The organism is Enterococcus sp. HMSC076E04 (assembly GCF_001814285.1).
GTDB lineage: Bacteria > Bacillota > Bacilli > Lactobacillales > Enterococcaceae > Enterococcus_B > Enterococcus_B lactis.
In genome coordinates this window covers 1-25250 of the sequence record NZ_KV815587.1, presented here as the reverse complement: position 1 = coordinate 25250, position 25250 = coordinate 1, and the positions used below count along the sequence as shown (strand labels likewise).

The 25250-nt window shown below is 37.9% G+C and carries 21 protein-coding genes and 2 pseudogenes; 20 read left to right on the top strand and 3 right to left on the bottom strand.

The window, feature by feature from the left end; genetic code table 11:
- Position 1 precedes the first annotated feature (1 nt).
- From HMPREF2961_RS05305 to HMPREF2961_RS05275, 7 genes and pseudogenes are all read left to right on the top strand, one after another.
- Positions 2 to 883 (top strand): annotated as a pseudogene (locus tag HMPREF2961_RS05305) (LysR family transcriptional regulator).
- Between the two features lie 248 nt (positions 884 to 1131).
- Complete coding sequence (locus HMPREF2961_RS05300) at positions 1132 to 1452, top strand: LPXTG cell wall anchor domain-containing protein (RefSeq protein ID WP_058128757.1); 321 nt, start codon at positions 1132 to 1134, stop codon at positions 1450 to 1452.
- Complete coding sequence (locus tag HMPREF2961_RS05295) at positions 1449 to 2108, top strand: WxL domain-containing protein (RefSeq protein WP_070704181.1); 660 nt, start codon at positions 1449 to 1451, stop codon at positions 2106 to 2108. The genes HMPREF2961_RS05300 and HMPREF2961_RS05295 overlap by 4 nt, the downstream gene beginning before the upstream one ends.
- Positions 2109 to 2149: 41 nt before the next feature.
- Entirely contained in the window at positions 2150 to 2860 is a 711-nt protein-coding gene (locus HMPREF2961_RS05290) for a WxL domain-containing protein (RefSeq protein WP_070704176.1), read from the top strand.
- A 13-nt stretch (positions 2861 to 2873) separates the two neighbouring features.
- Positions 2874 to 3890 (top strand): WxLIP family cell surface protein, encoded by a 1017-nt coding sequence (locus tag HMPREF2961_RS05285; RefSeq protein ID WP_025476900.1) that lies wholly within the window; start codon positions 2874 to 2876, stop codon positions 3888 to 3890.
- Positions 3891 to 3911: 21 nt separating this feature from the next.
- Positions 3912 to 5990, top strand: coding sequence for a lectin-like domain-containing protein (locus HMPREF2961_RS05280; protein ID WP_256277977.1), 2079 nt, complete (start codon positions 3912 to 3914; stop codon positions 5988 to 5990).
- A gap of 76 nt (positions 5991 to 6066) precedes the next feature.
- Positions 6067 to 7326: a GHKL domain-containing protein gene (locus HMPREF2961_RS05275; RefSeq protein WP_070704170.1), complete on the top strand. Its 1260-nt coding sequence runs from the start codon at positions 6067 to 6069 to the stop codon at positions 7324 to 7326.
- A gap of 52 nt (positions 7327 to 7378) precedes the next feature.
- On the opposite strand, the pseudogene HMPREF2961_RS05270 reads toward HMPREF2961_RS05275, so the two are convergent.
- Positions 7379 to 8056: pseudogene (locus HMPREF2961_RS05270) on the bottom strand (LytR/AlgR family response regulator transcription factor); the annotation flags it as partial.
- A gap of 51 nt (positions 8057 to 8107) precedes the next feature.
- Positions 8108 to 9253 (bottom strand): helix-turn-helix transcriptional regulator, encoded by a 1146-nt coding sequence (locus HMPREF2961_RS05265; protein WP_083314212.1) that lies wholly within the window; start codon positions 9251 to 9253, stop codon positions 8108 to 8110.
- Between the two features lie 206 nt (positions 9254 to 9459).
- On the opposite strand from HMPREF2961_RS05265, the gene HMPREF2961_RS05260 reads away from it, so the two are divergent.
- The 13 genes from HMPREF2961_RS05260 (at position 9460) to HMPREF2961_RS05200 (ending at position 24797) form a co-directional block, all read left to right on the top strand.
- Entirely contained in the window at positions 9460 to 11664 is a 2205-nt protein-coding gene (locus HMPREF2961_RS05260; RefSeq protein WP_070704164.1) for a glycoside hydrolase family 3 N-terminal domain-containing protein, read from the top strand.
- 15 nt (positions 11665 to 11679) lie between these two features.
- A complete protein-coding gene (locus HMPREF2961_RS05255; protein WP_070704161.1) occupies positions 11680 to 13026 on the top strand; it encodes a PTS sugar transporter subunit IIC in 1347 nt (448 codons plus the stop codon).
- Positions 13026 to 13940 carry an ROK family protein gene (locus tag HMPREF2961_RS05250; RefSeq protein ID WP_083314210.1) on the top strand — a complete coding sequence of 305 codons (915 nt, stop codon included), beginning with the start codon at positions 13026 to 13028 and terminating at the stop codon, positions 13938 to 13940. Before HMPREF2961_RS05255 ends, HMPREF2961_RS05250 begins: the two co-directional genes overlap by 1 nt.
- Entirely contained in the window at positions 13924 to 15291 is a 1368-nt protein-coding gene (locus tag HMPREF2961_RS05245) for a glycoside hydrolase family 1 protein (RefSeq protein ID WP_010732257.1), read from the top strand. The genes HMPREF2961_RS05250 and HMPREF2961_RS05245 overlap by 17 nt, the downstream gene beginning before the upstream one ends.
- Before the next feature lie 4 nt (positions 15292 to 15295).
- Positions 15296 to 16261: an alpha/beta hydrolase gene (locus HMPREF2961_RS05240; protein WP_070704155.1), complete on the top strand. Its 966-nt coding sequence runs from the start codon at positions 15296 to 15298 to the stop codon at positions 16259 to 16261.
- A gap of 37 nt (positions 16262 to 16298) precedes the next feature.
- Positions 16299 to 17855 carry a DUF5597 domain-containing protein gene (locus HMPREF2961_RS05235; RefSeq protein ID WP_070704152.1) on the top strand — a complete coding sequence of 519 codons (1557 nt, stop codon included), beginning with the start codon at positions 16299 to 16301 and terminating at the stop codon, positions 17853 to 17855.
- Complete coding sequence (locus tag HMPREF2961_RS05230) at positions 17824 to 19536, top strand: DUF4091 domain-containing protein (RefSeq protein WP_070704149.1); 1713 nt, start codon at positions 17824 to 17826, stop codon at positions 19534 to 19536. The genes HMPREF2961_RS05235 and HMPREF2961_RS05230 overlap by 32 nt, the downstream gene beginning before the upstream one ends.
- A gap of 320 nt (positions 19537 to 19856) precedes the next feature.
- Entirely contained in the window at positions 19857 to 20894 is a 1038-nt protein-coding gene (locus tag HMPREF2961_RS05225) for a phosphate/phosphite/phosphonate ABC transporter substrate-binding protein (RefSeq protein WP_070704146.1), read from the top strand.
- A gap of 24 nt (positions 20895 to 20918) precedes the next feature.
- Positions 20919 to 21671 carry a phosphonate ABC transporter ATP-binding protein gene (gene phnC, locus HMPREF2961_RS05220; RefSeq protein WP_070704143.1) on the top strand — a complete coding sequence of 251 codons (753 nt, stop codon included), beginning with the start codon at positions 20919 to 20921 and terminating at the stop codon, positions 21669 to 21671.
- A gap of 11 nt (positions 21672 to 21682) precedes the next feature.
- Positions 21683 to 22480: a phosphate/phosphonate ABC transporter permease gene (locus HMPREF2961_RS05215; protein WP_070704139.1), complete on the top strand. Its 798-nt coding sequence runs from the start codon at positions 21683 to 21685 to the stop codon at positions 22478 to 22480.
- On the top strand, positions 22480 to 23367 hold the full coding sequence (locus HMPREF2961_RS05210) for a PhnE/PtxC family ABC transporter permease (protein WP_083314209.1): 888 nt from the start codon (positions 22480 to 22482) through the stop codon (positions 23365 to 23367). The genes HMPREF2961_RS05215 and HMPREF2961_RS05210 overlap by 1 nt, the downstream gene beginning before the upstream one ends.
- A gap of 26 nt (positions 23368 to 23393) precedes the next feature.
- Positions 23394 to 24209, top strand: a complete 816-nt coding sequence (locus HMPREF2961_RS05205; protein ID WP_070704136.1) for a PHP domain-containing protein — start codon at positions 23394 to 23396, stop codon at positions 24207 to 24209.
- Positions 24210 to 24302: 93 nt separating this feature from the next.
- The gene (locus HMPREF2961_RS05200) at positions 24303 to 24797 is read left to right on the top strand and encodes a GNAT family N-acetyltransferase (RefSeq protein ID WP_070704133.1); all 495 of its coding nucleotides are present in this window, start codon (positions 24303 to 24305) and stop codon (positions 24795 to 24797) included.
- Positions 24798 to 25037: 240 nt separating this feature from the next.
- Here HMPREF2961_RS05200 and HMPREF2961_RS15520 read toward each other — a convergent pair.
- On the bottom strand, positions 25038 to 25250 hold a 213-nt coding region (locus HMPREF2961_RS15520), incomplete at its 5' end, for a hypothetical protein (RefSeq protein WP_218083193.1).

The following is a 25250-nucleotide window of genomic DNA, read 5'->3' as shown; positions in this document are numbered from 1 at the left end:
TATGGAGTTACGCTTACTAAAATATTTTTGGACAATTGCAGAAGAAGGAACAATCTCTCAAGCCGCAGAAGTTCTACATCTTACACAACCAACCTTAAGCCGACAACTGAAGGAGCTAGAAGAGGAACTAGGAACAGAACTGTTTGTACGCGAAAACCGCAAAATGATCTTGACAGAAGCAGGTTATTTTCTAAAAAGCCGGGCAGAAGAAATTTTAGATTTGACAAATCAAACTACTCAAGAATTCGAGAACAGAAAAAAACAATTATTCAGCGGCCGATTTACGATTGGCTGTGTGGAAGCTGATAATTCGAATATATTGGCACTATTACTAGAAAAGCTGATCCGTGATTATCCCAACGTTCAATTTCATATCCACAGTGGAACAAGTGATGATATCACGGAGCGACTAGAAAGAGGCCTGTTAGATTTAGCGATTTTGCTAGATCCAGTAGATACAGAGAAATACGAAACGATTTTGTTACCAAGAAAGGAAAAATGGGGATTGCTCATTTCAGAAAATTCTGATTTAGCAAAAAAAGATGCGATAACAAAAGAAGACTTTGCGAATGTACCTCTTTTGATCTCAAAGCGTCCAGAAATACAGCGAATGTTTGCTGACTGGTTAGGCATAAAAAAGGAGCAGTTGCTGATCACAGGAACGTACAATTTGATTTTCAATGTATTTGCGCTAATTGAGAATTAGGTAGGTGCTGCTTTAGTCATAGAAGGTGCTGTAAGTCATCATTCAAAGCGAGTGACATTCGTTCCGCTTGACCCAATGATTGAAACGAATTGCATGCTAGTCTGGAAAAAGAATCGGATTTTATCCCCTGTAGTCAATGAATTGATTCACCGTTTCAAAGAAGCTTTTGAACAGTAATAAGTATCTCTAATCGAAGAAATTTCAATACAAAAGCGAGACGTATGACAGTCTTGCTTTTGTATTTTTTCATTTTTAAATCAAAAAAAATAAAGAGATTTACATAACTTGTTAAATAAGCGCTTACAAACATAAGAAGAACGGAAATGAATCAGCTATAATAACCGTTGTTCTGGATTGTAATCATTACAAAGAAATGAAGATTATAACTTTGGAGGTGTTCGAAAAGAAAAATGGGAGGAGCTTTCATGAAAAGATTTAGAAAATGTTTGACATTGGTTTTTGTGTTGAGCTGCTTGATACAACTTTCTGCTTTCAACCAAGTAGTGTTTGCTGCAAGTGAAAAAAGTAGTGTAGGTATCACTTTTGAAGGAAGTGTTCCGCAAAGCTCAACCGATCCATCCGTACCATCCTCGCAAGATGCCGAACAATCGGCAAATCAATCCAGACAAAAGAAATACCCAAAAACCAACGAGATTCAGCAATCATTTATTACTTGGGGTGGAATATTTCTTTTAGTAATCAGTTTGTTGTTAATATTTTGGAAAAGAAAGAGGAATAGAGAATGAAAAAAACAATTTTAGCTGCAGCATTAATTAGTACAACACTTTTGGCAGGAACATTAGCTGTACATGCAGATGGCCTAAATGGGAAAAGTACTGCAAAGATCGGTTTGACGGCACAAGATCCAGATCATCCTGTAGGTCCAATTGATCCAATCGACCCTGATGATAATCCTCCTTCAAATGATCCAACTGGAAATACTGGGGACTTGCGTATCGATTATATGTCAAAAATCGATTTTGGAAAACAAACGATTTCAGGAAAAACCGAAACATATACTGCTGAAAAACCAGCGTTAACAACCGAAGTCCAAGTTTCAGATCTACGAGGAACTGGTGCTGGCTGGAATTTACAAGTTAGTTACGATACAGAAAAACCAGGATTTACTTCAGAAGATAAAACATTGAATGGTGCAGAACTAACATTACCAGTGGGTACACCAGAAACCGTGGAAGATAACAGTTCTGCAGCTCCTACTACAAGCAAAGTAGTAGTGAATAATGATGCGCAAAACATCATGTCAGCAGCTGCTAATACTGGTTTAGGGACATGGGCAGATGAAATGGATACAGCAAATGTTTCGCTTAAAGTCCCATCAGGTAACTTAGTGGGTGATTACACAGCTACACTTGTCTGGACTTTATCAGACGCACCAGCTTAATTAAACATTTATTACGAACGAATAAGGAGAGAATAACAACGATGAAAAAACAAGTATTCTACACATTAGCAGCGACAGTATTGCTAACAAGCTCATTATTAAGCACATTGAACGTACAAGCAGATGAAACAGAGCCAACCAAAGATTCTGCAACTTCTACAGCAAAGATCACATTTACAGGAGATAACTCTGATCCAGTAAACCCGGTAGATCCAGATGATCCTGACAATCCAGTGAACCCAGTAGATCCGGACGACCCAGATAACCACGGTACAGGAGATAACGGTCCTTTGTCAATCGACTATGTCTCAAATATCACATTTGGCACAAAAGATATCTCAACGACTAGCCAAGTATACAACGCTGAAAATGCAGAGCCACATGTTCAGATTACTGATAAACGTGGAGTAGAAGGCGGCTGGACATTAACGGCTGCAGCTACAAAATTTGTTGCTAGTGACAATTCAGAGTTAAAAGGTGCAGAATTATCATTTAAAAACGGAGTAGCAGAAACAACTTCTGATAATACAAGTAAAGCACCTGTAACAAGTGATCTGATCTTTGACAACACTGAAGCCAAAACAGTCATGACAGCCGATAGTTTAAAAGGTCAAGGAACATGGTTGGATGTCTTTAAAGGAACAGAAGGAAACAATACAAATGTTCAATTATCTGTCCCTTCAGGATCTGCGCAAGCAAAAGAATACACATCAACGATCACTTGGACACTCACAGCAGGCCCAACTGCTTAGAATGGAGAGAAAAATGAACAAACTTCAATCATTGTTTGTTGCTGCTCTTAGTTTATTAAGTATTGTAGTGATGCCATTGACGACATACGCTGATTCAAATGAATCAGCGTATAGCGTCAATGCAAATATTCCCGACTTTCAAAAAAATAAAAACGTTTCTTACTTTGATTTGCAATTAGATCCAAATCAAAAAAAAGAGATTTCAATCCATTTAGCTAACTCAGCAAAAGAAAAAGCGATTTTTAACGTAGATGTTAATAATGCTGCCACAAACAGTAACGGGGTCATTGACTACGGACAAACAGATTTGAAGAAAGATCCGTCTGCTAAATATGTATTGAATCAGCTAGTCACTCCTAAAAATCAAGAAATTGAATTACAAGCTGGCGAATCCAAAGATGTGACTTTCCAAGTTCAAATGCCAAAAGATCATTTTAAAGGAATCATTCTTGGTGGAATACACATCAGTAAAAAAGATAATGTGAGTGAAAAAGTAGACGGAACAGCAATCCGTAATAAATATGCGTACGTGATCGGTGTGAAACTGCAAAACGATACAGATGCCGTCACGCCCGATTTGAAACTGAACTCAGCAAAAGCTGGTCTGCAAAATTCCTATACGACTGTGTTTGCTAATGTGCAAAATCCAACACCTGGAATCATCAGCAAAGTTAATTTTGATGCGAAAATCACGAAAAAAGGGTCAAAAGATGTTCTTTATGAAACAAAAAAGGAGAATATGTCGATTGCCCCTAATACGAACTTTGACTTTCCAATCAGTTTGAATAAGGAGAAGATCGAAGCTGGTGATTATACGGTGACGATCGATGCCAACGAAGGCAATACAGATAAAACATGGCATCTGACAACTGATTTTACGATCCAGTCAGAAAAAGCCAAAAAGATCAACAAAGAAGCAGTGACAGAAGACAAAGGAATCCCATATCTCCCAGCTATCATCACAGTCGGAATCTTGTTATTATTGATCATCGCATTTTTAAGTTACAAATTACTTAAACAAAAAAAGTAGGTGAGAATATTGAAAAAAAAGGTGAATAAAAATATCCATCTATTTTTACAAATATTTTCGATTCTGGGTCTTGTTTCTCTCTTTCTTATTTTTGAAATACAAGAGGTTAGAGCCGAATCAGTAAATGATGTTATTTTAAATGCGCCAGATGGTACAAGTTTAGCAGATGCGTTTAATTTAGTGCCAGTTGGGAGCAATAGTCATGCTACGATTGCTAAGAATAAAAATGGAAACGATGTATGTGTTCTCACTGATGATAATAGGGATCAAAGAGCTGCGTTGTGGTCAGCCACTAACTATCAATTAGACTTGAACAAAGATTTTGATACAAAAATGAAATTGTATTTAGGAAACAAAGGAAGATACGCAGCGGATGGTATTACTTTCACGCTTCAAAACGATCCAAGAGGTAATAATGCTTTTTCAAGTTCAACAGAAGGTGGAGCTTTAGGCGTTTATTCTTCACAAGAAGCTAGAAACAGCACTGAAGCTGCACAAGAAGCACTACAAAACAGTTTTTCTATTGAATTTGATACGCATCAAAATGAAGGTAAAGGTAATGCATATGACGAAAATAGCCACAACTATAAACCTGGTCCAAATCATATTGCAGCAACTATGCCAGGAAATCCAGAGACCTATGATGTATATTCAAGTTGGCTTACACAGAAGGTAAAAGTACGTCACAATTTGCTGACAGAGCCGATCAATCTACCAAATGGCTCTCTCTCCAATGGACAATGGCATGATTTTGAAGTCCACTATGATCATATTACAGAGCAAATTACCTATGTATTTGATGGACAAAGCAGAGTTTGTAATCTTCCACGAACTGTATTTTCCAGTGACTATGTTTATTGGGGGTTCACAGGAACTACAGGTGATGATTCTAACGTTAATGCTGTAGTATTTTCAGAACTGCCTAAAGCTGTTAACGTAGAAACTACCACAGATGTATTGAAAAATAACACAAGTGTCATTAATAAAGATGTAAACATGGGTGACACTTTGACTTATTCTTTAAAAGCAACTTATTTAGGCGGAATTCAAAATTGGACAGATGTAGTGGGAGAAGAATTTCTTAATCCATATGTGGAATATGTCCCTCATACATTAGCAGTTAAGTACCCAGAAACAGGTACGATAACGAAGGAAGAACCACAGATTACACCAGAAAATCATCTAATCGCTCCTGAATTGACCAATGATTTAGGAGACGTGCATGAAAATAAATGGACAAGTGTAGAAATAACATTTGATGTAAAAGTCAAAAATATTGATTCTAACCAAAAAATAATTAAAGCAGAAGATTTTACAGAATTTATTGGGGATAATTATACAGTACGACCGTATGAAACTTCTTACCAAATTTTAAATGATGAAGCTTTAAGACCACAAATCAAACTCTCTGATTCTTTAGCAAATGCCTCCGTCAGTGTGTTCCCGACAGATCAGTCATTGACGATCGATGGGGAATGGAAAGATAAAGACAGCAATGCTGTTTCTTTATTTTATAAGCTGAATGGGCAAGAAAGAGTCTTGCAAGACAATGTCAGCAATACAGCAAAAGACTCATGGCTTCCTTTCTCACAAGAGATTTCTCTCGCTGATCTTAACATTGGCGATAATCAAGTAGAAGTTTATGCCAAAGATGCAGAAGGTCAGCTATCTAATCATGAAAGTTTTAAAATCATATTGAAACAAGGAAACGTCAGCTTTAAATCGATCGATCCGGAGATCCAATTCAATAAGATGGTTATTTCCGGTACCACTGTTTATTCTTCACCACAAGCAACTGTTGGGGTAGTTGTAGAAGATACGACAGGAATTCCGAAAGATTGGCAGCTTAAAGTCAAACAGACCACATCTTTTTCTGACGGAACAAGAGATTTGCCTGCGCAATTGACCTATCTGAATGGGGAAGAAAAGCTGTCAATCAATGATAGCTCAGCAGTGGGCTTGCCAGTCGTTCAAAACAATGCTACGGATTATTCTCTGCAACAAGATGCGAACCATCAATTCCAGTTAGCTGTTTCACCAGGCGCTTATACTGGTGAATATCAGTCACAGTTGGAATGGACGATCGAAAGAGCACCATAAAAAATAAGAAGGGGAAACGTGGCTGTTTTTCCTTCTTATTTTTGTTATGATAGGGGCGAAAGGGTGGAGTTAGTTGATGGAGTCAATCATGTTTGTTCTCATTGCTTATCTAAATTTGTTTATTTGGATGAGTCTGTTGTTTAAAGGGGCGTCAAAATGGCGATTCCTCTTGTTTTATTTGGGGCTAATGATAGCTAATATGTTTTTTGTTCCATACACATTCGTTTTCTTTGCAATCGCTTATGCTGCAATGTGTTGGTTTTTATATCTTTTGGTAGAAAACATTTTTTTATCGATCCTGTTACAAAATTTTTTATTGAATGTGGTAGGTATTTCCTTTTTCTTAGCAATCGATATTCCAAGGTATTTGGGATTTTATACTAGCTATTTGAATCTTTCAGTAGAATTAGTACTAGCAACTAGTTTATTTTTGCTGATCAGAAAAGCAGATCAAAAGTATGATATATTCGATTATTTTAGTGGCTATACGAAAAAACTGAAAGGCTTGACGATTTTATCTGTTGTGATTTATGTGCTGATTTACATCTTTCATTTAGGTATTAGTTTTTACTCGTTGGATTATATCCTTACTTCGATCATCACGCTTTTATATAGTATTTTTTATACTGCTTTTTTTATTGTCTTTATTATATATAAGAAAAAGTTCCAAGTGATCGAACTTTATTTGAAAGACAATCAGGAGACAAAAGAATACTACGAGAAATTAGATGATTTCCGTCATGATTATTTGAATTATATTTCTGCGTTGGAATACAGCTTGATGAATGACAGTCAGGAGAATTCTATCAAACTATTGACCCATTTAAAGGATTATTCTTTAGAAGCGATCGATGATGCGAGACACAATCCCTTGAAGCGAATCAGTGATCCGGCAGTACGCGGGCTTTTTTATCATTTTATGGAAAGAGCCAATCAGTTTGGCATTTCTTATGATATCCAAGTTCTGAATATCATCAATAATATCAAGGCAGATTATATCGATGTTCTTCGTCTGTTATCTATTGCACTGAATAATGCCATTGAGCATTGTGATGAAACAAGAAAAGAAGAGCCAATCAGTATTACGATCAATCAAACAAAGGAGCGGTTTTATTTCAAAATCGAGAATCCTGCTGATATGTCCTCAACAAGCTTAGCTAAATTGATGAAAAGAGGAAGCTCAACGAAAAAAAATGGGGGACTCGGTCTTTATAACTTTTCGAAAATCACGGATAAATATCTAAATGCCAACTATGGAATCAAATATTTAAAGCGTACGAAAATGTTTGTCTTGGAATTGACGATTTATGAGAAGTCAATCAGTAAAACTGTATGAATAGCTAACAAAGTGGAATAAGGAAGTTAAAAACGGGCAAGACAGACATGTCCTACCCGTTTGTTTGTTTTAGTTGGTCAATATGGCGTAACAATTTTTTTACACTAGAAGAACTTAAAAGAAGTGTATCTTTATTTTTGAAATGGACTTCCATCATTTGTTTATCTACTTCTTTGATATTGAATGGGTTGATAGAAAAACTTTTCAGATCATTAAAGAAATGATAGTCTTGGAATTTTTGTTTGATATTTTTCATTTTATCATGAATAACGAAGTTCTCATTTGTTCCATAAAATTCCAAGGTGGAACGAGAACCATTGATCGTTGAGATATAGTTGACTTCATCTGGCGCAATCAAAAAGACCTTTGTGGCGCCTTGCAGTTCAATGATAGAGGAAGATTGTTTTTGAGCTTCCAATTTTTCTAAAAGTAGCTGTTTCAATGATTGTGCAACTTCTTCTAAGTTTGATTTATCAAGATAGCGATCTGGGCGAATCTGCTGATTAATGATTTCTAATCCGCGTGTATTATCGTTTGATAGAAAAATAATCGAGCATTCTGGATTCTTGTTCCGTATTTTTTTAGCAAAATCAATGCCACTATGCAATGTCTTTAAATCAATGTCGATAATAAACAAATCAGAAGAAGAAAAGACCAGTGTATCTAAACGCTTATAAATCGTTTCCAACTCGCTGCTCGGGTATATTTGAAGAGAGAGGGCACTCAACTCTTAAATGATATTTGTTTTTTTATTAATCAGAAAATATGCACTTTTATCGTTTTAATGAACGGAATAAGCATAATGTTGATCGCGGTATTCTCTTGGCGTAAGGGAAGTTGTTTTTTTAAAGACCTGAATAAAATGGCTTTGACTTGCAAATGAAAGCAATACGCTGATTTCTTTATAACTCTTGTCCGTAAAAAGCAACAAATGTTTACTTTCATTGATCTTCCGTTCTTGGATATAGGAGTGGATCGTTTGGCCCATTTCTTTTTTGAATAAAGCAGAAAGATGTGTTTTGTGCTTGTCAAATGTCTCAGCTAGCTCGTCAAGCGTTACACGGTCGTAAATATGGCTGTCTATATAATTGATTAGTTGCTTGACTAGCATGGATTTATCGGCTAGAGGTTGCTGATGGATCAGTTCCATGAAACGATAAGTCGCCTCTTTCATATAAGTGTGCCATTCATTAGAAGAATGGATACGGAACAAGCCTTGGATCAAGGCATCTGATAAACTAAAGGCCTGATTGATTGGGACTCCTTCATCAATACTGATACGTGTCAGTATGGCAACAAAAGCAGAGAATTTCAGCTTCAAACCTTCTAATTCATTTTCGGATAACTCGACATGATACGTTTCTTGCATCTTTTTGAATAACCAATCGATCTTTTCTGGCTGATTCCGTTTGATGTATTCTGTGTATCGAAGCTCGAATTGATAAGAATCAAAAGTGGCTTCTTGCATCCGCCGGTCGTATAGACTGTCCTCCAACCGTTGATCTGTGGTCGAGCGCTGCTTGATTTCTTTTTGGTAAATCCAGTGCAATTCCTCTTTTTTCAATAATTTGTGTGTTAGAAAAGCATAGGCAAGCTGAACGAATTCTTCAAATGCTGCAGTTGTTTCTTTCGTATAGTGAATACCGTAGTGATAGACATGGCCTTTGAATAGAAATGTATCGGGAGATTCTCCAATCATGCCGCAAGGGCCGATCAATAAGGAATAGGGTTTGCTGTCTGTCATAAAATCAAGCTTAGCAAACATAAAAGGAAAGTGATTAAATAAACATACGGGCTGATGTTCTTTCGGTGAGGTGAATGTCTCCATGATAGGATGTATATCCCATGAAATCTCCGGATGGCAAACTTTGCCGCTTGAATCAAATAAAACCATGGGAATCAGATATTTTTTGTATAACAAATCCATTATTTTAGAAATCGCTGTCTGTTTCAATTATTTTCCTCCTGTCTATCCTTTTTCTTCCATTGTAACGCAAAAATAACATATTGAATATTAAATTTTTCAGGTATTTTCCTTCTATTTTTATATAAAGTCTTCTTTTGTTGTATAACAAAGAAAATTTTATCGTTATAATTAAAAATGTAAAAACGGTTACAAAAAAGGAGAAACTAATGGATGAAAAACAATTAAAGCAACTAGCCGATTCCTTGACAATAAAAGAAAAAATCGCACAAACAGTCCAGTTGAACGGCGACTTGTTTACTGATAGTGATGTGATGAATACTGGTCCAACAAAGGAGTTATGTTTTCCTGATGATTTTGATTTAAGTCAGATTGGTTCCATTTATAATATCAATGAACCCGAAAAGCTAAAAAAAATCCAAACAAAAATAATGGAAGAAAGTAGTAAAAAAATCCCGCTCCTCTTTATGTCGGATGTTATTTATGGTTTTCGCACCATTTTTCCTATCCCACTAGCACAAGCGGGATCGTATGATTTTGAATTGATCCAAAAAGCCGCACAAGAAACAGCAAAAGAAAGTTATTTAAGCGGACTACATGTTCTATTTTCCCCCATGCTTGATTTAGTAAGAGATCCTCGTTGGGGACGGGTGATGGAGTCTCCAGGAGAGGATGTATATACTGCAAAAGAGTTTGCTAAACACGCTGTCCAAGGATACCAAGGAGACGATCTCCAATTGATTGACAAATACCGTGTTGGTGCATGTATCAAGCATTTTGCAGGATATGGTGCCCCAGAAGCTGGAAGGGAATACAATACCGTCGATATGTCCAACCAACGACTCTTCAATGAATACCTTGCTCCTTATCAAGCGGCAGTTGAAGCCAATTGTTTACTAGTCATGACCGCATTCAATGTGTTGAATGGTGTGCCTTCTACCGGTAATCGCTGGCTGAACCGGGAGATTCTTCGAAAGAGGTTCGGCTTTAACGGTGTACTGGTCTCTGATTATGCGGCTATTGAAGAGTTGCAAGTACATGGCTACACGAAAGATCAAGCAGACTCAGCTAAAAAGGCGTTAGAAGCCGGTGTGGACTTCGATATGATGACGTCTGTCTATGCCAATTCTTTAGAAAAATTAGCAGAAGAAAACAAAGAAATTTTACAATTGTTGGATGAGGCAGTGTGGCGAATCTTAGTCTTGAAGAACAAACTTGGATTATTCGAAGACCCTTACCGAGGACTCGAAGAAGAGAACACGGGAGAAATCTTGACGGAAGAATCGAAAGAAGTAGCAGTCAAGCTAGTCGAAAAGAGTTGTGTCCTCTTGAAGAATGACGACACACTACCATTAAAAAAACATCAGAAAATCGCAGTTATCGGACCTTACGGCAAAAGTCGCCTGACAATTGGGTTCTGGGCCTCTGTAAGTGGTAAACCACAAGATAGTATCCCGCTCAAAGATGGACTAGAACAGCATTTTTCAAAAGAACAGCTGCTATTTGCAAAAGGATTCAACCTGTTTGATTCCTATGAACCATTTGGACCGTTAAAAGCCGGAATTGAACAACTGAATGGAACGATTGAGGACGAGGAAACGTTAATCCAAGAAGCATTGGAAACTGCTGAAAAATCTGACGTGATTTTGCTGACGATTGGTGAACAACTTTTAGAAAGTGGAGAAGGAGCTTCTAAAACCAACCTTCGATTACCTGAAAAGCAAAAACGTTTGATCAAAGCGTTAGCAGCATTGGATAAACCAATCGTAGGGATTTTATATACCGGACGTCCGCTGGTCCTAACAGAGATCGAACCTTATTTTTCTAGTTTGCTGCTCGTTTGGTATCCTGGAACGATGGGAGGCATCGGTATTGCCAATCTTCTTGCAGGGGAAGCAGCGCCAAGTGCTCGACTTAGTATGACGTTCCCACGGAGTGAGGGGCAGGTCCCAATCTATTATGCACATGCTTCAACTGGCCGACCTTTAGAAACAAGTACGCATTCGACCCGTTTTGTGTCTAAGTATATTGATGAATCCAATGAGCCGCTGTTTGCTTTTGGTGCCGGGAAAACATATGGAAAAGTCGAAGCAAACTGGCAGGAGATACAGGATCAAGAAGATAAGCTGCAATTTATTTATGAAGCAGTTAATCATTCAGCAACACCAATAGAAACGGTTATCCACATTTATGTAAAAGACAAGACAGCCTCTATTGTGCAACCAGTCAAACGGTTGATTGCGAGTCAAGTCATTTCCATACACGCAGATGAGAAAAAATTGATTAACTATACAGTATCAAAAGAAGCACTTATGTTTTATAACAATCAAGGGGAAAAAATTTGGGAGTCTGGCGAATTTACTTTTTCTCTCTCGACAGTAGATTCAGAAGATGACCGTACAATTCAATTATAAAAAAGGAGAAGAAAGATGGAAAAATTAGAACAGTTTTTAAGCAGCAGACTATTGCCGATGTCGGAGAAATTACAAAAGAACAAAGTGTTAGCCGCATTGATGGAAGGATTTATCCGAACAAGCCCAATTACATTAGGGATTGCCTTCATTACGATTATTGGAAATTTCCCATTTCCTGGCTGGATCGATTTTTTGAAAAATGTGGGGATTTTTCCTCATGTGGAAGCAATCACTAATGGTGCTACAGGTGTTTTCTCGTTGTATGTCGTATATAGTTTAGCTTTCTCTTATGCAAAACAATTAGGGACCAATGAACGGAATGCATCCATCATCTCTTTGGCAAGTTTCATTATGCTGATGCCGCAATCCGTCATGACGACTGTCACACAAGACGGCAAAGCAGTCGAACAAGCTGTCGGTGCGTTGCGATTGGATTATCTGGGTGGTCAAGGATTGTTTATCGGTATGCTTGTCGCTTTGCTCATTACCCGTTTCTATGCCTTCTTAGCTAAGAAAAATATTATGATCAAATTACCGGAAAGTGTGCCGCCGATGGTCACACAATCTTTGTCACCAGTATTTGTCGTTACGATCATTTTTGTTGTTGTATTTGCTTTGCGAGTATTGTTTGGTTTGACACAATCAGGAACGATTTTCCAATTCTTTATTGACGTAATCAATGCCCCATTGAATTCTTTAGTAGCAAGTCCGTTATCGATCATCATTATCATGGAATTATTAGCTGTTTTATGGTTCTTCGGTATCCATAATGCTGTTTTGCAAGGACCTTTAGGCGCAATCAGTATGACGATGGTCGTTGGGAACATTGCTGCCTTCCAAGAAGGAAAAGCATTACCCTATTTAATTCCATCTGTTATCTACATGGGGATGTACGCAGCTGGATTCATGGGATTCGTGACATTTTTCATGATTAAAAGCAAATCAGCCAAAATGCGACAGTTAGGAAAATTATCTTTCGTTCCATCCTTATTCAATGTGACAGAACCATTGATGTTTGGGATGCCGATCATCTTGAATCCGATTTTCTTTATTCCACAAATCTTTACACAATTGATTGCAGGATTCGTTACATGGGGATTAACCACTACCATATTGCCGATTTCTTTGAATCCGACGATGTCGCTATTACCTTGGACAACTCCTACATTTGTGAAGATGCCTTTATCAGGCGGACTGAACTACACGATTCTGATGGTTATTTGTATGGCAATCGGTGTGGTGATGTGGTACCCATTCATTAAGATCGCAGATAAGAAAGAACTAGAGTTAGAAGCGGCGCTGGAAAAAGAAGAAGCAGAAACGAAAGCAGAAAAAATCATCAATGCAGAAGTCGAAGCATAATGAAGGGGAAAAGCATGTGGACATTAAGTATCGATATCGGTGGAACGTATATCAAGTCAGCTTTAATAATGGATACGCAAATAAGAGAAAAAAGACAAATAGAGACACCAAAAACAGATAAGGACAATTTTATCCTTGTCCTTGTCGAATTGATCCGTTCTTATCAGCATCTCGAACCCATTGAATTTGTCGGATTTTCTGTTCCTGGTGCGGTAAAAGAAGCGTCAACCGTCTTTTTTGGTGGAGCAGTCGCATGCCTGAATGAAGTCAATTTAAAGCAAGAAATAGAAAAACAGCTGCCCGTTCGTGTGTTTGTAGAAAATGATGCGAAAGCTGCTGTATTGGGAGAAGCAAGTTTCGGTCATTTAAAAGGGATTGAAAATGGTGCAGGAATTATTCTAGGAACAGGCGTCGGCGTTGGACTTTTGCTGGATGGGCAGGTGAGAAAAGGGCCGCATTGTCAAACTGGAGAAGTTAGTTTCTTGATACAAGATCGTGGGATAAATGGGGCTGAATCATTTGCAGGAATCAATTTGTCAGCTGTTCGATTAGTAGAAGAACTGGCAAAATTATTTCAGTGTGAACCAGAAGGACCTCTTGTATTTGATTATCTATATCAAAAAGAAGATGAACAAGCACAAACTTTATATCGCACATACTGCAATCAAGTAGCGATTCTCTGTTTCAATATCCAATGTTTGCTGGATTTGGACAAAATGATTATTGGCGGTGGAATCAGTAAACAAAAAAGGCTGATCAGTGATATCCAGAAAAACTATGAAGCCATCTTTTCTGTGTCGCCGATGATCGAACAAACGATTACGAAAATGACGATAGAAGCTGCCGCCTTTGAGTCTGAAGCAAATCTGATCGGTGCAGCGAAAGGAGTACGATTGAATGAGATTTCCAACTGATTTTTTATGGGGAGCTTCCACTAGTGCGTATCAGACAGAGGGAGCTTGGGATGCAGACGGTAAAGCGCCGTCTGTTCAAGATATGAAAGAAATACCTGACGGAACAAGTGATTTCAAAGTGGCGGTAGATCATTACCATCGCTTTGAGGAAGATGTTCGTTTATTTAAAGAGCTAGGGTTAAAAGCTTATCGGTTCTCGATTTCTTGGAGTAGAGTCATGTCCAATGGAAAGGTTAATCCAAAAGGGCTGGAGTTTTATAAGAAACTCATTGCATTATTGAAGGAAAATGAGATCGAGCCGATCGTGACGGTGTTCCATTTTGATTTGCCTTATGAGATCCATGAAAATGGAGGCTGGGAAAATAGGGCGACAATCCAAGCTTTCGCTGATTACTGTCAACTGCTTTTTGACACATTCGGTCAAGAAGTAAACTATTGGCAAACAATCAATGAACAAAATGTCATGGCTTTAGCTGGTTCGATCATTGGTACAAGTAATAAATCAATGAAAGAAAAGTTTCAAGAAAACCATCATATGCTCGTTGCTCAAGCACTGGTCACGAAAAATTATCATGATGGGAATTATCCAGGAAAGATCGGACCCGCGCCGAACATTGCCAGTGTATATGCTGCTTCTGATAAACCAGAAGACCAGTTGGCTGCAATGAATATGAGTGCTTTAAGAAACTGGTTGTTTTTAGATGCTGCGGTTTATGGTGTCTATAACCATAATGCCTGGAACATTTTGTCAAAAATCAATGCCTGTCCTGAAGTAACAGAAGAAGACAAAAAAATCATGTTAGAAGGTACATGCGATTACATCGCTTTTAATTATTACAATACCATGACTGTTTCAGCCTATTATCAAAAAGAAAACAAGATCGATCAGCAATCTGGCTTTGGGATCCCCGGCTTCTTTCAAGCGACAACGAATCCACATTTGCCAATGACTGAATTCGGCTGGCCAATCGATCCAGAAGGGTTCCGTTATACATTAAATGAGATCTATTCAAGATATCGTCTGCCGTTATTGATAACCGAAAACGGAATAGGAGCAAAAGATCAATTAACAGAAGATGGAAAAATTCATGACAAGTATCGCATCGACTATTTGAAACAGCATATCCAGCAAATGTATCTAGCAATGGAAGATGGTGTAGAGGTGATCGGTTATTGTCCGTGGAGCGCGATCGATTTGATCAGCACCCATGAAGGAATCGAAAAAAGATACGGTTTTATTTATGTTGATCGAACAGACGATTCTTTGAAGACGTTGGATCGTTATAAAAAGGATAGCTTTTATTGGTACCAAAAATTGATTGCTGAAAATGGATTAAACGAAGAGGAGTAAGCCTATGCAGATCGATACGATGACTATTGACAACGAAGCCAATACGACTCTAACGGTTTATCTTCATGAAGAAAAGCCCGAATTTCACCGTATTGACAAACGTCCGTTCATACTAGTGATTCCAGGAGGAGGATACGGATTTTGCAGTGAAAGAGAAGCAGAGCCGATTGCATTGAAATTTGCTGCTGAAGGTTATCATGCAGGTGTGCTGCGCTATCACGTTGGAGAACACCGTGATTTCCACAAAGCACTGGCGGATGCAGAAAAAAGCATGGATCTGATAGCCTTACTAGCTGAAAAAGCAAAAATCGATCAAACCAAAATTGCAGTGATCGGTTTTTCTGCCGGTGGGCATTTAGCAGCCGCTTTGTCTACTTTGTCCGATCGAAAACCAAGTGCTTGTATCCTTGCTTATCCAGCCATCTTAAGCTCCTTTGCAGAAGCGATGAAGATCCAGGCTCCTTCTTTGGAAATGTGTGTGACACCGCAAACGCCACCTACTTTTTTGTTTTCTACATTCGAAGATAATGTGGTGCCTATCGAGAATTCTCTTTTGTATTTAAGAGCGTTAGAAGAAAATGATGTACCATTTGAAACACACATTTTTCAAAAAGGAAAGCACGGATTATCATTAGGAAATAAGTGGAGTGGAAATAGTGAAGAGATGGTGGACCCTCGTTTTGCCAAGTGGTTTGAGCTTTGTATCGAGTGGCTGGAAATCATTTGGACACAAGCAGCTGCGGAAACTACGCAAAAAATCGAAGACATTTGGCAAGTACCAATCAAAAATTTATACGCCATTGAAGCCAATCAATCGATCTTACTTGAACATCTGCCATTTTTAGCCGATAGAAGTAGGTTCAAAATCATTCGAAGTTTGTCCTTCAACCAGCTATGTGAGGTTTCGCCAGAGAAATTTCCAAAAACAAAGATCAGTCAATGGGTAAATGAATTGACTTGGTACCATTGAACTTTCCTATAAAAGAATCGATACTCGGAGGATACAAATGAAATATGAAATAATCAAAAAGAACAATCGGTTCTATTTTCTCATGGATGAGAAACCCTGTCTTCTCTTAGGCGGAGAAGTGCATAATTCAGCAGCTTCCACGGTGCTTTCTATGGAAAAAAATATTTGGCCATTTGTGAACAATATCGGATTGAACACCCTGCTTGTACCTGTTTATTGGGAAAATATCGAGACAAGTCCGGAAATATTCAACTTTGATTTGATAGAAGCCCAGTTACAAAAAGCGGCTGAAAGTAAGATCAAGTTGGTTTTTCTATGGTTCGGTTTATGGAAAAACGGTTTATCTACTTATGTTCCTTCATGGATCAAGACAGACACAGAAAATTATTTGAGAGTAGTCAACCAAAAGCAAGAGCAGTTAAACTGTATCTCACCATTTTGCACGAAAGCAATTGAAGCAGATTGTCGCGCATTATCTAGCCTATGTCAATTTATCAGTCAGCATCCGCTGAAAGATCAAGTATGCATGATGCAGATCCAAAACGAGGTCGGCTGTCTTGAAACGGCAAGGGATCACTCTAGAAAAGCACGGCAAATATATGGATCCACACTTCCAGAAAAAATCAGAGAATTATATCCTCTAGCAAAAAACTGGCAAGAACTTCCAGAGGAGACATTCATGGCCTACGCCTTTAGTCATGCACTGGAAAAGATGGCATTAGAGGCAAAAAGATGGTTAGATATCCCGTTGTTCACCAATGCTTGGCTGCATAAAGAAGGAAAACGCGCGGGCGACTATCCTAGTGGTGGGCCTACAAAAAATGTATTAAACGTATGGGCAAAAAATGCACCTAGCTTAACGGCTTTTGCTCCAGACATCTATGAAGAAAATGTTCGGGAAATCATTCAAGATTATCAAATGATTGATCAACCCCTTTTCATACCAGAAACAAGAAAAGATCTAAGCTATCTATCCAATTGTTTCTATGCATTTGGGAAAGGAGCACTTTTGTATTCTCCTTTTGGAATCGAAGATCTTCGAAAAAGTACGGAAGCTATAATAGACGAGGATCAGGCTTTCTTGAAACAGTTAGGATTAGAACAAGCGGCTTTTGATCCGACAGGAAGTTTGCCTTATTTTACTAAGTGTTATCAAATAATCAAAGAACTAGCCCCATTTTTAACGGATGAAACACTCAAGATCCATTCTTTTAAAAAGGAAAAGGACACGACGTATCAGTATCAAGATGAAAATTACCGATTTTTGATCAAATATTTAAGTAAAGACAAGAAAGAGCAGCTGAACACTGCCGGTCTCTTTTTTCAATTAGAAAATGATTATTTTTTTGCTGGGTGCAACTTTGCGCTATTCCACGAAGCAGTAGATGAAGAGCGGCGTTCAGAAATTTTGAATTTTGAAGAAGGATACTTTGAAGGCAAAAAATGGATCACAGAGCGTGTTTTGAATGGGGATGAGCGCTATACGCCGTATATCGGTAATATGCCTAAAATCATCAAATTCTCTTTATATACCTATCCGAAAAAAGAACAGGAGGTTGTCCATGAATATCTTGCTGACGAACGAAACCTTTAAACCATCTACAAGTATGCTTGCCCAAGAACCGGAACCACTCGAAAATCTATCTGTTTATCGAAATAGTACAGCCGCATTTCAGTTATTGCTACATGATGGGAAGAAAAATCATTACAGCTTAGACGATCAATTTACGATCCCGGATGCGATTGAAATACCTATATACCGGATAGAAATCAACTCGGAACTGCCAATCAAATCGAATTTTATTGAATATTATTGCGGAAAAGACGATATTTTCTATGGGGATAAACTGTTGGAAGAAAACGCACATACTTATTCTGGTGATCGTTTTGCTCCTATTTATGTAGAAATCCCGGTTGATCGTCAACAAAAATCCGGTATCTATCCGATAGATATCACGATTTATCAAGCAGGGATAACGACAAAAGAAACAGTCATCGGACAGAAACGATTAGAAGTAACCGTAGAAGCCTTTACGTTCAGTGATAAAGTAACTGATTCCTTCCATTTAGATATTTGGCAGCAACCTTCTAATCTTTCTCGTACATTCCAAGTGCCTCTTTGGAGTAATCAACATTTTGAACTGATTCAGACAATGGCTTCAACCTTAGCTGAGTTAGGCCAAAAAACGATTACAGTCATTGCAGGAGAGATCCCTTGGAAAGGATGGTTCAATTATATTGTTAAAGATTTCCCAGCTAACTTGTATGAATACTCAATGGTCAAAGTCCTCAAAACAAAAGAAGGAAATATCCAGTGTGATTTTTCAATATTGGATAAGTATTTAGCTTGTTTTTTTGAAGCAGGGATCGATAAAGAAATCGATGTGTTCGGCCTTTTAGGCGTCTGGCAGCCACCTTTCTTTCCTTTGAATAAAGCAGTAGAACATCCAGAAAAACTTGTGATCCGCTATTATGATGAGGAAATGCAGCAAATGGCATTCATTGAAAAACAAGAAGAGCTCAGACAATATTTCCAGCAATTGTTTACCTATTTCAAGAAAAAGAACATTTGGGACAAAGTTCGTCTCATGGCAGATGAGCCAAAAGCTCATGAAATCGATACGTTTAAAGAAGCTGTCAAACGTCTAAAAGAAATCGAACCAACGTTGCAGTTGAAAGTGGCATTTGACAAGGAACCAGTCTTACAAGCCTTGATTTCAGAAATCGACTATCCAGTCACATCTTTTTATTGTACTTGTCAAAACCATGGATGGCTGAAGGAACAATTTCCTGGAAAAACACAATACTACATCTGTAATTATCCAGATAAACCAAATACATTCTTACACAGTCCATTGACAGAAAGCCGGTTACAAGGCGCATTAGCTTATTATTTTGGAACGGATGGTCTGCTGAGGTGGGCATATAACTGCTGGCCGGAACATGCAAGAGAAGATATCCGTTATAATACTAGTTCACTTCCAATTGGTGACTTGTGCTTAGTCTATCCATCTGTCTCTGGCAGCCTGCTCTTGTCCCTTCGCTATAAAGAACTGTATCGTGGTGTAGAAGATTTTTATCTGCTAAAAGAAGCGGAGAAAATAAACAAAACAAAAACAGACCAGCTTCTAGCAGATTTTCTTGGAGAGGAAAAGCCAGAAAATTGGATGGAAAACAGCCATCAGTCTGTGCAAACATTATTCAATCAATCGTATCGTCAATTCGATCAGTTAAGAAAGAAATTGATCGCAATTATCGCAGATACTTCTCTTTAATAAAGTAAGAGTGAATGAAAAGCATGACCTGCATGTTGCAGGTCATGCTTTTTGTTTTTAACCGAAATAGGGAAGAATCTGTCGTAAAAATATTTCCAGCACAGCGAGTTTTGTAAATCTTTGTTTAAAGCAGTTTAGGTCTAGCCAGCCGAAAAGAGCCAAAGAAACTTGTTCCTGCTTAGGTAAACTTTTTGAATAGAGAAATCACGTGTTTACATAGTTTTTACAATCTTTATTTGAATTAAGAAGGATACAAATTAGAACTTTACAAATAGAAGGTACACTAAAGATGTAGCAAATAAATAAAAGGAGCATAAGATATGTTTGAGTTGAAAAAAATAGAAAAAACAATGGTGCGTATAGTATTAATAGCAACTCTAATAGTGTTAGCAGGTTGTCGTTCGTCCAATCAGACAGTAAGTGGTAATCAAAACCAATCCTCTGATACGATCAAAATTGCTTTTTACCCTAATGAATCTGCTGCAGAGTTTGAACCGGCAAGAGAAGCGGTAAAAGCGGTGGTTGAAAAAGCTACAGATAAGAAAGTCGAATTAGTGACAAGTACAGATTACAACGTGGTCGTGGAATCTATTGCAAATGGACAAGTAGACTTAGCTTATATGGGTGCAGAAGGTTATATCGAAGCAAACAAGAAAAATGAGCAAGTAGAAGCCATCTTGACCAATTCTGGGCCAAGCGGAACGCTGGAAGACGCATTATATTACAGCTTTTTAGCGGTGAAACCAGAAAACAGCAAAGAGTATGAAAAAACAGGTGGCTATACGATTGATCCAATCAAAGACAAAACGATTTCTTTCGTCACGAATACCTCAACTTCTGGTTTTACTGTACCGAGCAACAAAATCGCTGAACATTTTGATTTAAAGAATACAGATGATCTTATCATGGATGATCTATTCTTTGAAAAAGTGTTGTTTGGTGGGTCTCATCAAGGATCGATGATCAATTTATTAAAAGGTGACGCGGATGTAGCTGCTTTTATGAATATGCCACAATATTTTGATGTGATCCAAGGAGAAGAAAACAAGGCAGGAGTCATTTACGAAGTAAAAAAAGATGCTCAAGCTCCTTTTGACACAGTGCAAGGGGAACAAGCACAAGTCATTCTTTCCATACCGGTCTTGAATGGACCAATTGCAGCAAACAAAGAGACGTTGACGGAAGCAGATATCGATAAGATCATCGAAGGAATGACTGCCGATAGTACGGCTGAAAACACAGCTATTTTTGCACCAAAAGATGCTGATGTCCCAGGGATGTTCACAAAAGAAGGAAATGAGCGATATGTGGAAGTCACAGATGACTTTTACGATGAAATCAAAGAAATGAATAAATAAGAAGAGATTGGAAAGGACAGCCAAATGCTATTAGAAGTAAAAAATATTACAAAAACCTATCCAAACGGAAATCAAGCATTGCAGGACATTTCATTTTCACTTGAAAAAGGAGAATTTGTTTCGATCATCGGACCTTCTGGGGCGGGGAAATCTACTATCTTGCGTACGATCAATCGATTGATCGAAGCAGACAGTGGGAGGATCCGATTTGAGGAGAGGGAAATGAATGAACTGAAAAGAAAAGAACTGCGAAAGAAAAGAAGACGTATTGGTATGATTTTCCAGCACTATAATCTTGTCAGTCGTCTTACCGTAATCGAAAATGTACTGCATGGCTGCTTGGGTTATAAAACAACGCTCGGTGGAGCTGCTGGGCTTTATCGAGAAGCAGAAAAAGAACAGGCTTTTGATCTTATAGAAAAGGTCGATCTTTCGGCATTTGCGTACACTCGATGTGACGAATTAAGTGGTGGACAAAAGCAGCGGGTCGGAATCGCCAGAGCACTCATGCAAAATCCGGCACTGATCTTATGTGATGAACCAATAGCTTCTCTTGATCCAAAATCTGCTAAAACGATCATGGATTACTTAAAAAGAATAACCAATGAATTGGCGATTACTTGCCTTGTCAACTTGCATCAAGTGGAAACAGCCATCGATTATTCCGATAGGATCATTGGAGTGAATAGCGGAAAAATCGTATTTGAAGGAAGACCGTCTGAGTTAACAAAGGAAAACATAGAAACGATCTATCAATCTAAAAAATTATTAGTGTAAAGGATGAGAGAATGGAAAAGATAGAGGCAGAAAAATTTTTCAGACAACAAAAAAGATATCGCTTGTTTTATATTTTGCTGATTGCTTTTCTTTATTTTATTTCAGCCCATGGCGTAGGATTTCAGGCAGGAACAGCTTTTTCTGCTATACCAAAAAGTTTTACCTGGCTATTCTCCAACTTTATTCCGACAAACGATTCTCTAGCCTATTTATCGATCATCGTGTCTAGACTCATCCAGACGATACTGATGGCAGTGACTGCTACGACATCAGGTGCTGTAATTGCCTTGATAGCAGCTGTGATTGGTTCAAGAGAAATCGGGTTGAATCGTTTCACAAAAGTGATGGCTAGAGGCATGGCGAGTTTTTTCAGAAATGTCCCTATCGTCGTATGGGTAATGATTTTGTTGCTAAGTTTTAAACAAAACGAATTTACCGGCTATTTGGCGATTACTTTTACGACATTTGGTTATTTGACCCGTTCCTTCATGGAAACAATCGATGAAGTATCTGGCAGCGTCATTGAAGCGATGATGGCATCAGGAGCTTCCTATTTGCAAATCATTTGGCAAGGTGTTTTGCCGATGTGTTTGAATCAGCTCCTTAGCTGGCTCCTTTTTCTAATTGAAAATAATATTCGGGATGCTACGCTAGTCGGGATACTGACAGGAACTGGTATTGGTTTTTTATTTGACTTTTATTACAAAAGATTCCAATACGATGTAGTCGGAATGGTTACGCTGACTGTCATTATCGCAGTTATCGTATTGGAGACGACTTCGAATACAGTAAGGAGGATGATCCGCTGATGATGGATTATCAGACAAATGAAACGAATGCCATACTTAATCCAACCTCTTATTCAAAAGTGGCATTCAGGAAAAGAAATCAAAGAATAAAAGTAAAACTATGGCGTCAAGAACGGATCATTGTAAAGCTTATGCTCCTATTTTTATGTTTGGTTTCTGTATATACGGTAATCACGATGGATTACGGGAATGTCAAATTAACAGAAGCCGTTTCTGCTTTTTTTTCCAATATGTTCAATATTTTCTTACGTCCACAGTTATCTGGAAGATTTACGGCGTTCTCTTTAGTAGAAAGCCTTGGTGTAACGATTGGCCTCTCTGTTTTAACAACGGTGATTGGTGCTTTTCTTGCCTTCTTTCTTAGTCTGTTAGCTTCCAGAAATTTAAGCAGCGGCTTTCTTTCCAATATGATAAGAGGGCTGATGTCGTTTATTCGAGCAGTTCCCACAATTTTATGGGTCATGATTTTTTCTATTTTGATCGGATTAGGAGCGAATGCAGCAGTTATCGGGATGTCTTTTCACAGCATTGCTTATTTGACAAAAGTTTATTCTGAAAGTATTGAAGAAATGGAATCTGGTATGATTGAAAGTTTGAAAGCATGTGGAGCAAGCTGGTGGCAGATTGTTTTTCAAAGTGTTCTCCCTCATTGTTTTACGACGTTGCTTTCTTGGACATTCATCCGGTTTGAAATCAATTTTACAAATGCGATCGCAGTAGGAGCTGCAGCTGGTGCAGGAGGATTAGGCTTTCAGTTGACGATGGCTAGTAACTTTTATTTTGATTTTCGAGAGATTGGTGTAATGGTCTATATGATCTTGACGATTGCTGTATTGCTAGAATTCATTTCTTTGAAATTAAAAGAAAAATATATAGTCAAAACATAAATTTTTATAGAAAGAGGAGAACGGGAATGAAGGCAGATTTACATGTGCACAGCTGCTATTCGAATGGTTTTTTTCATCCAAAAGAGCTTTTGTCTTTAGCAACAACCCAAGAAGTAAACCATTTAGCCATCGTGGATCATCATACATTCGCAGGGATAGAAGCAGTAAAAGAAGTATTCTATGATTCACCTGTTAATTTGATTGAAGGAATCGAAATTAGTGCCTTTGACTTGAAAAGACAAAAAGATGTCCGCATATTGGGCTACAATCTTTCAAATCGGAGCTATATCGAGCAGTTGTGCAGACCGTTACTCCATTTTCAAACAAATCAAACTTTATGTAAGTTAAAAAAACTGCAGGCAGAAGGCTATCGTTTGAAGGAAGAAGAACTTTGGAAGGAAGCAGAGACGGCAACTGCACTTTATCCCTGTCATTTATATCGTTTATTGAAAAAAAGAGGTTATGGTACACAAATAAATCCTCTGTTTTATCAAAAACTCATGACGACAGAAGAAGTTTCTGATGATCGGAAAAAAATAAATGTATATGATGCCATAGAAGCAATCAAATACGGCGGAGGATTGACTGTTTTAGCATGTCCAGGGAAATTTGACAACTATGATTTGATTCCTGAACTCGCTTCATTCGGGATTGATGGTTTGGAGAAATATCATCCAGCTCATCGCTTAAGAGACCTTAAAGTCCTTTCAGAGTTCATCCAAACCTATCACTTTTCTTGTTTCGGAGGTTCTGACTTTCATGGGATAAGGGGAACTGCAGGATTCGGCAGGACCTTGATTACAGATACACGAGAATTTCCCGATCAACTCCTCTGTAATTGAAAAACAATTTTTCAGAAAAATATCAAAAGATGATTGCAGCAAGGAAGGATAGTGATATAATAACCTCAATTACGTATGAGGGGATTGTGAACAATGATCAACTTTGCTTTATCACAGATCCAAGATTTGCCTAGAATCGTAGAAATTTATAACCAAGCGATTCCTACTCGCTTATCTACAGCTGATTTAGAACCAGTAACAATAGAATCGAAACAGGCATGGTTTGATGCTCATCAAACCAAAGAACGCCCGTTGTGGGTCATAAAAATCGATCAAAATATCGTAGGATGGGTGAGCCTTAGCGATTTTTACGGGAGACCAGCTTATGCAAATACTGCAGAGATAAGTGTTTATATTGATTCAACTTATCGAAAACATGGCTTAGGACAAAAAGCATTATCCTTTGCTGAATCGCAACTGAAAGATTGTAAGATCAACACACTTTTAGCTTTTGTGTTTACTATCAATCAAGCGAGCATCAAGCTGTTCCAAAAAAATGGATTTGAGCAATGGGGGCATTTACCTAAAGTTGCAAATATGGATAATCAACGGATTGATTTAACTATCTTAGGAAAATCTTATGAATAACAGCCAATGACCGCTTTTAGGTGTTTTTTTACACTTGAAAGCGGTCATTATCATAGAAGGTTTCAATTGAAAAGTGTAAAGTGTGGATAAATTTTTTGAATTATCACAGTATTCAATCAAAATACAGTAAAAAATAGACATGTTTATCTCATATGCCATTCTTTTTTCATTTATCCTAGTATCAATGGGAAATAGCAGAAAATTCTAAAGAAATGAGAGCCCTTTATTTTAGGTTGAGTGTTATCGAATGTTGATTTTAAAATAACCAACGATGATAGAGCAATAAAGTAGCAATAAAGTAGCGATAAAGTAGCAAAAAATTTGTTTTTTGAGAAATTCTGCGAAAATAAGGGTTAAAGGAAGAATGTGTATGTCAAAACGGTCTTTTTTAGTTATTGGAATTATTGCTTTGCTAGGTATTTTATTTTTCGAAGTCACTTCGGTTGCCTCCTT

Excerpts from the sequence above, each read along its gene's own strand:
- HMPREF2961_RS05300 (WP_058128757.1), top strand. The coding sequence starts at position 1,132 with ATGAAAAGATTTAGAAAATGTTTGACATTGGTTTTTGTGTTGAGCTGC.
- HMPREF2961_RS05295 (WP_070704181.1), top strand. The coding sequence starts at position 1,449 with ATGAAAAAAACAATTTTAGCTGCAGCATTAATTAGTACAACACTTTTG.
- HMPREF2961_RS05290 (WP_070704176.1), top strand. The coding sequence starts at position 2,150 with ATGAAAAAACAAGTATTCTACACATTAGCAGCGACAGTATTGCTAACA.
- HMPREF2961_RS05285 (WP_025476900.1), top strand. The coding sequence starts at position 2,874 with ATGAACAAACTTCAATCATTGTTTGTTGCTGCTCTTAGTTTATTAAGT.
- HMPREF2961_RS05275 (WP_070704170.1), top strand. The coding sequence starts at position 6,067 with ATGGAGTCAATCATGTTTGTTCTCATTGCTTATCTAAATTTGTTTATT.
- HMPREF2961_RS05265 (WP_083314212.1), bottom strand. The coding sequence starts at position 9,253 with ATGGATTTGTTATACAAAAAATATCTGATTCCCATGGTTTTATTTGAT.
- HMPREF2961_RS05260 (WP_070704164.1), top strand. The coding sequence starts at position 9,460 with ATGGATGAAAAACAATTAAAGCAACTAGCCGATTCCTTGACAATAAAA.
- HMPREF2961_RS05255 (WP_070704161.1), top strand. The coding sequence starts at position 11,680 with ATGGAAAAATTAGAACAGTTTTTAAGCAGCAGACTATTGCCGATGTCG.
- HMPREF2961_RS05250 (WP_083314210.1), top strand. The coding sequence starts at position 13,026 with ATGAAGGGGAAAAGCATGTGGACATTAAGTATCGATATCGGTGGAACG.
- HMPREF2961_RS05245 (WP_010732257.1), top strand. The coding sequence starts at position 13,924 with ATGAGATTTCCAACTGATTTTTTATGGGGAGCTTCCACTAGTGCGTAT.
- HMPREF2961_RS05240 (WP_070704155.1), top strand. The coding sequence starts at position 15,296 with ATGCAGATCGATACGATGACTATTGACAACGAAGCCAATACGACTCTA.
- HMPREF2961_RS05235 (WP_070704152.1), top strand. The coding sequence starts at position 16,299 with ATGAAATATGAAATAATCAAAAAGAACAATCGGTTCTATTTTCTCATG.
- HMPREF2961_RS05230 (WP_070704149.1), top strand. The coding sequence starts at position 17,824 with ATGAATATCTTGCTGACGAACGAAACCTTTAAACCATCTACAAGTATG.
- HMPREF2961_RS05225 (WP_070704146.1), top strand. The coding sequence starts at position 19,857 with ATGTTTGAGTTGAAAAAAATAGAAAAAACAATGGTGCGTATAGTATTA.
- phnC (WP_070704143.1), top strand. The coding sequence starts at position 20,919 with ATGCTATTAGAAGTAAAAAATATTACAAAAACCTATCCAAACGGAAAT.
- HMPREF2961_RS05215 (WP_070704139.1), top strand. The coding sequence starts at position 21,683 with ATGGAAAAGATAGAGGCAGAAAAATTTTTCAGACAACAAAAAAGATAT.
- HMPREF2961_RS05210 (WP_083314209.1), top strand. The coding sequence starts at position 22,480 with ATGATGGATTATCAGACAAATGAAACGAATGCCATACTTAATCCAACC.
- HMPREF2961_RS05205 (WP_070704136.1), top strand. The coding sequence starts at position 23,394 with ATGAAGGCAGATTTACATGTGCACAGCTGCTATTCGAATGGTTTTTTT.
- HMPREF2961_RS05200 (WP_070704133.1), top strand. The coding sequence starts at position 24,303 with ATGATCAACTTTGCTTTATCACAGATCCAAGATTTGCCTAGAATCGTA.